Annotated in this window: 8 protein-coding genes; 7 read left to right on the top strand and 1 reads right to left on the bottom strand. The window is 47.3% G+C overall.

Annotated features, from left to right (window positions below):
- Window positions 1-1,418: 1,418 nt before the first annotated feature.
- The 7 genes from clpP (at window position 1,419) to mutL (ending at window position 11,156) form a co-directional block, all read left to right on the top strand.
- Window positions 1,419-2,087 carry an ATP-dependent Clp endopeptidase proteolytic subunit ClpP gene (clpP, locus tag F452_RS0109995; protein ID WP_010956008.1) on the top strand — a complete coding sequence of 223 codons (669 nt, stop codon included), beginning with the start codon at window positions 1,419-1,421 and terminating at the stop codon, window positions 2,085-2,087.
- A gap of 30 nt (window positions 2,088-2,117) precedes the next feature.
- Window positions 2,118-3,353 (top strand): ATP-dependent Clp protease ATP-binding subunit ClpX, encoded by a 1,236-nt coding sequence (gene clpX / locus F452_RS0109990; RefSeq protein ID WP_026292375.1) that lies wholly within the window; start codon window positions 2,118-2,120, stop codon window positions 3,351-3,353.
- A 75-nt stretch (window positions 3,354-3,428) separates the two neighbouring features.
- On the top strand, window positions 3,429-5,606 hold the full coding sequence (recQ, locus tag F452_RS0109985; RefSeq protein ID WP_018966059.1) for a DNA helicase RecQ: 2,178 nt from the start codon (window positions 3,429-3,431) through the stop codon (window positions 5,604-5,606).
- A 36-nt stretch (window positions 5,607-5,642) separates the two neighbouring features.
- Window positions 5,643-7,028: a peptidylprolyl isomerase gene (locus F452_RS0109980; RefSeq protein ID WP_018966058.1), complete on the top strand. Its 1,386-nt coding sequence runs from the start codon at window positions 5,643-5,645 to the stop codon at window positions 7,026-7,028.
- A 62-nt stretch (window positions 7,029-7,090) separates the two neighbouring features.
- Window positions 7,091-8,971: an OstA-like protein gene (locus F452_RS0109975; RefSeq protein ID WP_018966057.1), complete on the top strand. Its 1,881-nt coding sequence runs from the start codon at window positions 7,091-7,093 to the stop codon at window positions 8,969-8,971.
- Window positions 8,962-9,303 (top strand): hypothetical protein, encoded by a 342-nt coding sequence (locus tag F452_RS0109970; protein ID WP_018966056.1) that lies wholly within the window; start codon window positions 8,962-8,964, stop codon window positions 9,301-9,303. Before F452_RS0109975 ends, F452_RS0109970 begins: the two co-directional genes overlap by 10 nt.
- A complete protein-coding gene (gene mutL / locus F452_RS0109965) occupies window positions 9,300-11,156 on the top strand; it encodes a DNA mismatch repair endonuclease MutL (RefSeq protein ID WP_018966055.1) in 1,857 nt (618 codons plus the stop codon). Before F452_RS0109970 ends, mutL begins: the two co-directional genes overlap by 4 nt.
- A 257-nt stretch (window positions 11,157-11,413) precedes the next feature.
- On the opposite strand, the gene F452_RS0109960 is transcribed toward mutL, so the two are convergent.
- Window positions 11,414-12,517, bottom strand: a 1,104-nt coding sequence (locus F452_RS0109960; protein WP_018966054.1) for a T9SS-dependent choice-of-anchor J family protein, incomplete at its 5' end; no start/stop codon positions are given.

The following is a 12,517-nucleotide window of genomic DNA, read 5'->3' as shown; positions in this document are numbered from 1 at the left end:
CGCGTCCTGCATCGTGCAGGAAGCAAGAATCAACTGACAATCGCGTCCTGCATCGTGCAGGAAGCAAGAATCAGCTGACAATCGCGTCCTGCATCATGCAGGGAGCAAGAATCAGCTGACAATCGCGTCCTGCATCGTGCAAGAAGCAAGAAACAGCCGACAATCATTCCTTATTTCTCGCCTATCGGCACAAGCATTGATTTGACGAGGAAAGGAGTACTTCTCTAATGGAAACTTGATGAAATTTCTGTTTGCTTGCTGTGTCCATATACCGAAGGTTTGACCTTTCCCGAAGACACTAAGAATCAGCTCTGCAGCAAAAGAGCTCAATGAAACTCCCATGCAACAATCTCCTTTTGGGAACATCCCATCCTGAAACTATCAACTAAGTGGAATATGCAATTGACTTTTTAGCAGGGCAACCGCATCAAAATGTAAGCACCTGATTATCAGTCATATTTTTGAGTGTATTCTTTATCTTTGAGTATAACCTCCAAAATGCAATTATCCGAAAATTAGCAACTTGTATTTTCTCGAAATTTTTGCGGTTGCCCTGTCCCCAATGCGAGTTTCGATTCCCTCGGTTCGCAGTTTTTGCTACATTTGCCCACTGACATGGCAACGATGGAGAGCGTGAAGTTCTCCTCCGGAACTGCTTATCGGATTGACATAGAAAGATATTGACAAACTACTTGACGACTGAACGACAATGAATATGCACACTCCCTCATACATACATCGCCTAATATATCGGGCCTGATCTACCCCGTACATGTCCCGGTGTTATCCACTCCAAAAAAGGATGTTCCCATGACGAATAAAGAGGAATAGCGCTCTCTATAACCCTCTCCAAACATACATGGCACTCGCCGAGTTCTACAAGGAACTCGGCGGGTGTCTTCGTTTTATCCCTCTCCGAAAAGGCCTTTTTGAGCCTACGATCTATATATAAATGACTTGCGATCTATATATTTATTGAAAACGATTTATATATAAATCGAAAACCATCTGTATATAAATCGAAAATGATTGATATACAAATCATTATCCGACTTCTCTAAAAGCAGTTTCTGACCGTAAAAAGTTGGCTTTCTCATCTTTTTCACATCAAAACCCACTTCCTTACCACTGCTTATTTGGAATCATTCCAAACACTTCTTCGTTGTTGAAAAGTTTTTTGGCACGTAATTTCTAATGAACCTAGCACACGAAAAAAGACAAACAACCGAACTTGAGAAGGCTCTTTGAGGTTTTCATTCTAAATATCACACCCCTGCAATCGACACCGTAATATGCAATGTGCAAATGGCTCTTTTTATGTTTGGGAGAAAGTCGGAAAATAGTTACTTTTGTTTTTATGCGTAACGATTGCTTTTGCCCATTTGACGGGCGAAAAAAAATATGATCACAGAAAGACAATGAACGAATTCAAAAAATACGCAACCCGACATATCGGGTTGAACGCACAGGCTTTGGACGACTATACCAGAATCCAAAGCAGCTACATCTCTCCGACCATTATCGAAGAACGCCAGTTGAACGTTGCACAAATGGATGTGTTCTCACGTCTCATGATGGATCGGATCATCTTCCTTGGCACTCAAATCGATGATTATACGGCCAATGTTATTCAAGCACAGCTTCTTTATCTCGATAGTGCCGACCCAGGTAAGGATATTTCCATCTATCTGAATTCACCCGGTGGATCTGTTTATGCCGGCTATGGCATATACGATACGATGCAATATATAGGGTGCGATGTGGCTACTATCTGTACAGGTATGGCTGCTTCTATGGCATCAGTGCTGCTCGTAGCAGGAACGAAAGGCAAACGCTTTGCTTTGCCCCATTCCCGCGTGATGATACACCAGCCGCTTGGCGGTATGCAGGGTCAGGCCAGCGATTTGGAGATCGCAGCTCGCGAGATTCTGCGCGTCAAGAAAGAGCTTTACACCATTATCTCTTCTCACAGTGGAAAGCCCGTCGAACAGGTCGAGAAAGACAGTGACCGGGACTATTGGATGACAGCCCCCGAAGCATTGGAGTACGGGATGATAGATAAAATCCTCGAAAAGAATCGGAAGTAGCCCTCTTATCGCAAGGAGACTATATATCTCATGGCAAAGAAAAAGGACGAAGAATACTGTAGTTTTTGTGGCATGCCGAGGACGCAGGTGAATCTGATGCTGGAAGGCGTCAATGGTCACATCTGCGATGAATGCGCCCTCCGTGCCGGAGAGGTAGTTCGGGAAGCACTACAAAAATTCAATTCGGAAAAGGCGAGCGATCTGAAGAGAGAGGATTTGCCTCGACCTATAGAAATCAAAGAATTTCTCGATTCGTATGTTATCGGGCAGGATGATGCCAAACGTTTTCTCTCTGTCGCTGTATACAATCATTACAAACGATTGCTCCAGCAAGAAGACAGCGATGGAGTAGAGATTGAGAAAAGCAATATTATTATGGTCGGCCCCACGGGAACCGGCAAGACGCTCTTGGCTCGCACGATAGCCAAAATGCTCCATGTCCCTTTTGCTGTAGTCGACGCTACAGTACTGACCGAAGCCGGCTATGTGGGAGAAGACATTGAGAGTATTCTCACCAGACTTTTGCAGGCTGCGGACTACGATGTCAAACAAGCTGAGAAGGGGATTGTCTTTATCGATGAGATAGACAAGATAGCCCGTAAGAGCGACAATCCTTCTATCACGCGCGATGTCAGTGGGGAAGGTGTACAACAGGGGCTACTGAAGCTACTGGAAGGTTCGATCGTGAATGTTCCGCCTCAAGGCGGTCGCAAACATCCGGAGCAAAAGATGATTCCCGTGGACACGAGACATATTCTCTTTGTTTGTGCAGGAGCTTTCGATGGGATAGAGAAGAAAATTGCTCAGCGACTCAATACTCGCGTGGTAGGATATACTGCCGGACTGCAGAACAGGCATATCGATCGTGAGAATATGCTTCGCTATATTCGTCCGCAGGATTTGAAGTCCTTTGGGCTGATCCCTGAAATCATCGGTCGTCTACCTATTCTGACCCATTTGGAGCCGTTGGATCGGGATGCTCTTAGAAACATCATGACGGAGCCGAAGAATGCTATCACCAAGCAATACGAAAAACTATTTGCCATGGATGGTATCAAGGTGTCTTTTACGTCTGATATGCTTGACTTTGTCGTTGACAAAGCTATCGAATTCAAATTGGGTGCACGTGGACTACGCTCTATCGTAGAGACGATCATGATGGATGCGATGTTCACGATGCCATCAGGTAAAAAGAAGACTTTGGTCGTGGACAAAGCCTATGCCGAGGCTCATTTGAATATCGACGATTTGCTACAGGATCAATAAGTGAACCCAAGAGAATCCAACCCCAAGGAGTTGCTACCCGGAGTGTAGTGTGACACACCTATCAAGTGTTGTATTATGGACATTGTTCTGGCCGAAAAATTACAGCAGTATTTTGGATTTGACCGATTCAAGGGCAATCAGGAGGCTATCATCAGAAATGTATTAGCCGAACGGAACACTTTTGTGCTGATGCCCACAGGAGGCGGAAAATCCCTATGCTACCAGTTGCCGGCCATGCTCATGACCGGCACGGCCATCGTAGTCTCCCCCCTTATCGCTCTGATGAAGAATCAGGTGGATGCCATGCGTAGTTTCAGTGCTAAGGACGGTGTGGCTCACTTCATGAATTCGTCTTTGAATAAGACACAGCTCGAGCGTGTCAAGAACGATGTACGCGGTGGACTTACCAAGCTGTTGTACGTTGCTCCCGAATCTTTGACAAAAGAAGAAAACATTGCTTTTCTGCGCGAAATAGACATTTCGTTTTACGCTATAGACGAAGCTCACTGTATATCCGAATGGGGGCATGACTTCAGACCCGAATACAGACGGATTCGCCCTATCATCAATGAAATAGGACCCCGATCGATCATAGCTTTGACAGCTACGGCTACCCCGAAAGTGCAGCATGATATTCAAAAGAGTCTCGGAATGATGGATGCCGATGTATTCAAATCGTCTTTCAATCGTCCCAATCTTTTTTATCATATACGTCCTAAAACACAGGATGTAGATCGTGACGTAGTCAAATACATCTTATCCCAGCCGGGAAAGAGCGGTATTGTCTATTGCATGAGTCGAAATAAAGTAACTACTTTTGCCCAGGTTTTGCAGGCCAATGGGATCAAAGCTCTTCCATATCATGCCGGACTTGACGCCACAGAGCGAGCGACCAATCAGGACGCTTTTCTGAACGAAGAGATAAGTGTGATCGTCGCTACCATTGCTTTTGGAATGGGCATCGACAAGCCGGATGTTCGCTACGTCATCCACTATGATATGCCCAAGAGTTTGGAAGGGTATTATCAGGAGACGGGACGTGCCGGCCGAGACGGAGGAGAAGGCGAATGTATCGCGTTCTATCGTCCCAAAGACCTGCAACGATTAGAGAAATTCATGCAGGGCAAGCCCATTTCCGAGCAGGAGATCGGGCGCCAGCTACTGGCCGAGACCGCAGCATTTGCTGAGAGTAGAGTCTGTAGGCGCAAGCTGCTTCTCCATTATTTCGGAGAGGACTATACCCAGGAAAACTGTGGTGCATGTGATAATTGTACGAGTACGTATAAGCAAGTGGAAGCAAAGGAACTATTGTTAAACGTTTTGGAAACGGTTTCTGCTCTGAAGGAACAGTTCAAAACGGAGTATGTAATTAATGTATTGATGGGCGAATTGACTCCCGATATAGAGTCTTTCGGGCATCAAGATTTAGAAGTTTTCGGTATTGGAAGCGACGAAACGGAGACAACATGGACTGCAGTTATCAGACAGGCACTCCTTTCAGGCTATTTGAATCGAGACATCGAAAACTACGGATTGCTGAAAGTGACAGCCAAAGGCAAGAAATTTGCCAACAAGCCCGTTTCTTTCAAGATAGTCGATGAGAACGAAGAGGACGAGGATGAAGATTCTCCCAAGGCGGGAGGACGTGGTTCCGGTGGTGCCATGGATCCGGTTCTGTTCGCTATGATGAAAGACCTGAGGAAGAAGTTGGGTGCATCTCTCAAACTGCCTCCCTACGTTATCTTTCAAGATCCCTCGTTGGAGGCTATGGCTACGTTCTATCCCGTTACGATCGAAGAGCTGCAGAATATCCCCGGTGTAGGTGCCGGTAAGGCTACTCGTTATGGGAAAGAATTCCTCGAGCTGATCCGTCGTCACGTAGAGGAAAACGAGATTGAACGTCCGGAGGACATGCGTGTACGTACACTCGCCAACAAATCGAAGATGAAGGTCTCCATCGTTCAGCAAATCGATCGCAAGGTCGCACTAGATGATATAGCTGTGAGCCATGGACTGGATTTTTCCGAATTGCTGTCAGAGGTCGAGACCATAGTCTACTCCGGCACTCGAATCAATATCGACTACTTCATCAATGAGGTCATGGATGAGGATCATTTGGAAGATATATTCGAGTACTTCAAAGAATCCACCACAGACTCTTTGGAGGAGGCTATGCAAGAACTCGGCAAGGACTATTCTGAAGAAGAGATTCGTTTGGTGCGGATCAAGTTCTTATCCGAAATGGCAAACTAATGCATCCGTTAATGATGCTATAATACGATACGAAAGATGAAAAAGAATGGAATGCGTATCTGCATAATCATGTTGTCGCTGCTCTACTGGGCACTCCCCTCCTCCATAGCACAGAAGAACGTGATCGACGAAGTCGTATGGATGGTCGGAGACGAGCCGATTCTGCGCTCAGACATAGAGGCAACCAAGCGTTTCTTGCTTAGTTCGGGACGTCCTCTTGAGGGGGATGCGGACTGCTATATCCCTGAGCAGATTGCCGTCCAAAAGCTTTTTCTCAATCAAGCCAAGATAGACAGTATCGAAGTCAATGAGGCGGATGTAAACCGCTATGTGGATATGTATTTGGCCGATTATATCCAGCAGTTCGGGTCCAAAGAAAAGATGGAAGAATACTTCAATCGGAAGTACACGCAGATACGCGAAGAACAGCGTGTAGAAGTCCGGAACGGGGAGATCGTTCGCATGATGCGAAGAAAAATCGATGAAAACGTCAAGGTGACCCCTTCTGAAATTCGTCAGTACTTTGCTTCACTTCCGCAGGATAGTTTGCCTTATATTCCTACTACGGTGGAGGTACAGCTACTGACCATCAAGCCCGTGATTTCACTGCACGAAACGGACGCTATCAAAAAGAGGCTACGGGAATTTTCGGATGAGATCAATGAAGGACGACGCGATTTCACCACGCTGGCTCGTTTGTACTCCGAAGATTCCAAGACTTCTTTACAAGGCGGTGAATACGGCTTTGTCAGCAAGGCTTCGCTCGACGCAGAGTTTGCACGTGTGGTTTTTTCACTCACCGATACGAAGCGTGTTTCCCCGATCATCAAAACCGACGATGGCTATCATATCGTTCAGCTCATAGAGAAACGAGGCGATGTGATCAACTTCCGACAAATCGTACTCAAACCCAAAGTATCTGATGCAGCCTTGACGGAAACTACAAACAAGCTGGATAGCTTATACTCCCTGATAAAAGAAAATAAGCTGACCTTTGAGAAGGCCGTAGCCCAATACTCCGAAGATAACGACACGCGCAACAATCAGGGGCTTATGGTCAATAAGATCCAGCAGAGCGATTTTTATAGCTCCTCCCGCTTCAAATACGAAGAGCTACCACAGGATATCAGCCGAGTTGTCTACAACATGAAGCCCGGTGAAGTCTCCAAGCCCTTTATCCTCAAAACGGACAAAGGCAATGAAGAGGTTGTCATCGTGAAGGTCAAAAACCTGATCGAGGGACACCGTGCCAATATGAACTCGGATTTTCAAACGATCAAGGCCTTAGCCCTGAACAAAAAGAAAGAAAGCGTCATCGATGCATGGATAAGAAAGAAACAGAAAGAGACTTATATCCACATCGAACCGGCCTACCGCAACTGTCAGTTCCGCTATCCGGGCTGGCTTGAAGACAGACAATAATTCGGTCGGGAAGAAAACCTCTTTGGGAAGAGAGATCTTCTTTCCGCATCGAAGACAAATAAATGAGAAAGGGAGAAAAACGCGCGTCTCGGCTCAGCAGCCGACAATTAGGGGCGATAATTCTGATCGTCACTCTTTCTTTTTCTGCCCTTGCATCCCTCCAAGGTCCCCCTCCCAAAGGGAGTAAGGGGAAAGCGCATGTCATCCTCGAACATGCCGATGAACTCCGTTACGACAGACTTTACAACCCCGATGTACAGCGGCTCCTTGGCAATGTCGTGATCAAGCATGAAGGAGCTGTGATGCGTTGCGACAGTGCTCATCTTAATCAGAAAGAGAACACTTTCGAAGCATTCGGCCAGGTCTCTATGCAGCAGGGCGATACCGTATCCATGTTCGCTCGCTACCTCCATTACGATGGGAATATCAAATACGCTCGTCTTCGTCATGAAGTACGACTGGAAAATCGTTCGGCTACTCTCTTTACGGATAGTTTGGATTATGATCGGGTCATGAACCTGGGCTACTATTTCGAAAGTGGTAGCATAGTCGACTCCCTCAATACGCTGACCTCCAGCTACGGAGAATACTCTCCCGCCACATCCGATGCCATCTTCCGAGATAATGTCCATTTAGAAAATAAGGATTATACCATGGACACGGAAGAACTTCATTATAATACAGATACCAAAATCAGTCACATTCTGGGGCCTACGAAAATGAGGTCGGATTCCGGCTATATCGTTTCCACGCGAGGAGTATACGATTCGAATACTGATGTAGGCATTTTGCTGGATCGCTCCATTGTTTATTCTTCTAACGGTGCCAAGCAATTGACTGGGGACTCGATCTTTTATGACCGTCGTACCGGCTTTGGCGAAGCCTTCGGCAATATGATCCTGACCGATACGGTGAACCGTTCTTCTCTTTACGGCGAATACGGCTATTACGATGAGAAGAAAGACTATGCCTTCGCGACCGAACGATCTTATATGATCGACTTTTCCAAACCCGACACTTTATGGGCTGCGGCCGACACGCTTGAAATGATCACCCAGCGCCGCGTGCCCGAAGATAGGCGGATAGCACGCGGATACAGACATGTACGGGTCTATCGAACCGATGTCCAAGCTATTGCCGACTCTATGCAGTACGACTCTCGCGATTCGCTGCTCTACCTCTATGACAACCCCATTATGTGGAATGAAGGCTCCCAGTTAAGTGGCGATACGATTCGGTTCAAATTCCGCAATGACAGTCTGGACTATGTCGATGTCCTTACCAAGGCTCTTGCCGTACGGAGGATAGATTCCATCATGTACGACCAGCTGGCCGGTAGACGTATCAGAGCCTATATGCAGGACAGCCTTGTACGCCAGATACAGGTACATGGCAATGCCGAAGTCATCCAATACGAACAGCACAAACGATCGAAACGCTGGTATCTGATGAATCGGATCGAATCCCCCTCTATAATTGCTGATTTCGAAGAAGGCCAACTCAAGAAAGTGCTCTTGCAAGGCGTAGCATCGGGCAAAGGCTACCCGATCAAAATGCTTACACCCGACCTTCAACGCTTGGCATCCTTCCGTTGGGAAGAGACTATCAGACCGAAATCCGAGAAGGATCTTTTCCGCAGGCAGCCTGATTCTGTCTTGCAGGTACATCGATCGCTGTCCGATCTGCGACGCTTTAGCGGTGCTTTGGCAGCTCTTCGTGCTTATAGAGCTTTGGCAGAAGAGGAGAGAAAAGACTCATTGACTGTTGCTGCTCTACAGACTGACTCTATTCCTCCGACTTCTTCGGACAACAAAGAAGTCGCCAATCCTACAAACATGCTCTCTCCCTATATTGCCCGACCTACTACGGACAGCAAAGAGGAAGACTTCTTCGACCTTTTCTTCACTCCACTCATCTTTAATAGAGAACAACTATGGGATTAGGATCATTCTACAAACAGCGCAAGCCGCGGTCTTTTGACCACAAACCCATCTATTACGATCAGCGACGCGATGAGTTGGAGAAACGTATCGAACGCATCAGACGCGAAGTCGAACAAGAGCAAGCAGAGCAAGACGGACAGTCTTCATCACGCGACTACTCCGGCTATCGCCCTCGTATACGCGGAACCTTTGTAGAAGGCACCCAACATCTGAAAGAGCGACAGCTACAAGGCGAGACACAATCCACTCGCTCGGGACGAACACTCCGCACGTTGGCTTTGCTCGTAGCCGTTTGCTTGCTATCGTGGCTGGTTTTTAAGGTTATCCTATGAGCGACGTCATACGCCTCCTGCCGGACAGTATCGCCAATCAAATTGCTGCCGGCGAAGTAATCCAACGTCCGGCCTCCGTCGTCAAGGAGCTATTGGAAAATGCTTTGGATGCCGGTGCTTCCATCATCAGGCTGGATGTCAGGGAGGCCGGTCGCGAGCTGATACGCGTCACCGACAACGGCAAGGGTATGAGCCAAAGCGATGCCCGAATGGCTTTCGAACGACATGCCACTTCCAAGATAGCTTCTTTTCAGGATCTGTTCAGCCTTCGGACGATGGGCTTTCGAGGTGAAGCCCTGGCTTCGATTGCAGCTGTTGCACAAGTGGAACTCCTAACCCGAAGGGCTGAGGATGAGCTGGGTACACGCCTTACCATCAATGGCTCCGAAGTAGACGAAGTGGCTACTGTCACCTCACCGCAGGGCTGTATTCTTTGCGTAAAAAATCTCTTCTACAACGTACCCGCACGTCGAAAGTTTCTCAAATCGAATGAAACGGAATTTCGGCACATCCTGACCGAATACGAACGGGTGGCTTTGGTCAATCCGCAAGTTGCTTTCTCTATCTACCATTCGGGGGAGCTGGTGCAGGATCTCCCCCCCTCTCCTCTGAAGAAAAGAATCCTCGATGTATTCGGAAAGAGAATAGAGAAAGATCTGATACCCATCGGGATGAAAAGCCCCATCACCAATATATCCGGCTTCGTGGGACGGCCCGATGGCGCTCGCAAACGAGGTGCCCTGCAGTACTTCTTCGTGAATGGACGCTACATGCGTCATCCCTACTTCCACAAAGCCGTGATGGCTGCCTATGAGGCGATTATCCCTCAGGGAACAATGCCCAATTACTTCCTATATTTCGATCTTGAACCCTCCCAGATCGATGTCAATATCCACCCGACCAAGACCGAAATCAAGTTCTCCGACGAACAGGCTATCTTCAAACTCATCGGTGTGGTCATTCGTGAAGCACTCAGCTCCAGTAATGCAGTACCGGCCATTGACTTCGACCGCAAAGAACTGATCGACATCCCGGCCTATCAAGGTCCCGGGAAAAACATCGCCCGTCCGCCCGTAGATCTGGATCCATCGTATAATCCCTTCAAAGAAACCGGACTGACGGAGCCTATCCGCAGTTCGCGGCGTCAATCGCCGGATATGGGCTGGAACGAACTCTTCAAGCAGTTCGAAGCCAAGCGAGATGCCGAGAAGATGGCAGAACCACCGATCCGCTCGGAAGAACTGTTCGCCTCGACCGATTTTACTCCCTCTGCCGTATCTGCGACTCCCTCTGCCGATACGCTCTGCTATGTCCATCGCGGCCGTTATCTGGTGACTACTCTGAGTAGGGGTTTGGCTCTGGTCGATTATCATCGCGCCCACAAGCGTATTCTTTACGATCGTTTCATGGCCGACGAATCAAGACGTCATATCGAACAGCAACAACTTCTCTTCCCCGAACTCCTCGAATTCAATCCGTCGGATGCTTCTGCCGTGAAGGCAGCTGTGGACGAACTCCAATCTGTCGGGTTCGATTTGTCGCCCCTCGGTGTCTCTTCCTATTCGCTGCTGGCAGCACCTGTACAAATCATAGACTGTGCGGCAGATGTCGTGCGGGATGTCATCCATACTACACTCGAAGATGGCAGATCATCGCATGAACAAATGCTCGAACTGATTGCCACCCAAATAGCCGAGTATCAAGCCATCCCTTGTGGCAAGACACCGACAGCAGAAGAGGCCAGCGATCTCTTGGCCGAGCTTTTTGCTTCGAACGACTCCACCTATACGCCGGACGGCAAGCTCATCGTCAGTATCATCGATGAGGCAGATATATCGCGCCGCTTCGAGTAAGCATCATCTCTCTTACTATTTCTTACCCTTCAGTCGCTCGCCCATTCCGAAGGAACGGTCGTAGTGAAATGCCCAAATTGAACAACCGAAATATCTGTCCGGCATAAGTGCATTTTGAAGAAGGGGGGAAGAGATTGCCAAACAAGCAAACATCTCCTCCCCCAATCGACAAAAAATTCTCTTTCTGTATCTCCCGGTACTTTTCTCAGAAACTACCGCTTTGGGTGTGCTGAAAAATAAGTCTTACCCAAGGAAGCTCACGGCCTCTTTATCTCTACCTTTTCGGTTGTTGTTTTATTTCCACCGACTACTTTAATCAAGTAGACTCCGTCATTGAGACGTGAAACATCGATTTCCGTTTTCTCCGAATGGGTCTCTTCCCTTAATACGCAAATTCCCAGCGCATTATACAACTCGATTGTTGACTTGTTACGACTCAATCCCTCTATCCTTAAAACATGCGATGCCGGATTAGGATATATTTTCAAGCTTCTATCAGATTGAATATTATCCAAGGATGTGACAGTATAGTTCAGCTTATCGCAAACCGATTGGGACTCGATATTGTCACTATAAACGGCAGTGACACAATACTCCACTTCCACCTGATCGTCTCGTGAAGAATAAGTCTCATCGATATACTCCAAAACAGTCGGGTCTTGTATGTGAACAAGGAGCGAGCCGTTTGCATAGATTTTGTAGCCGGCAAGCTGCAATCGGTCTTTATCATCAGTCTTATCGGGTTCGTAGCCGTTAGGATAATTCCATTTCAAGCGTCCCTTGTTATTCTCAATAAGCGAGACAACGAAATCAGTAACAGGCTCGGGAACAGGCTCAGTAGAACGATAAACCGTAATGTCATCCAATTTCAAGAAAAACATATCCGTGCAATTGTAATGCCGCCATGCGATATATTTAGTCCCTGCAGGCAGGTTGATCGTTCTCTGATACCATGCACCGGCCACTTTCGCGGTCATCGTTTCTTCAAACAACATAACGAAATCTTCGACAGCAGTCCCCGTTGTCGAAACCATCACCGCATAATGTTCCGCTGCCCAATCCGCATCTTGAGCACAGACCCAATACTTAACTCTTTCGGCCTCGCCTTCAAGTTTAGGAGTAATGAGATAATTATCCGGGGTTAAAACGCCAATCATCGGTAAATATGATGCTGAGGATATGCATTTGCTACTATTATGTCCTGGAATAGTCCAATGAACAAAATCCCAATTCCACGTGTCTCCATCTGCATCAATGAGCGACCAACCTTCAGGAATACTTCCGGCCTCAAAGCCTTCATATAAGATAATGTCCGATTGAGAATCATAAATCAGCTTATCGCAAACCGATTGGGACTCGAT

The sequence above is a fragment of the Porphyromonas gulae DSM 15663 genome (genome assembly GCF_000378065.1).
In the GTDB taxonomy this organism is placed as follows: Bacteria; Bacteroidota; Bacteroidia; order Bacteroidales; family Porphyromonadaceae; genus Porphyromonas; species Porphyromonas gulae.
This window is presented reverse-complemented; position numbering and strand designations above follow the sequence as displayed.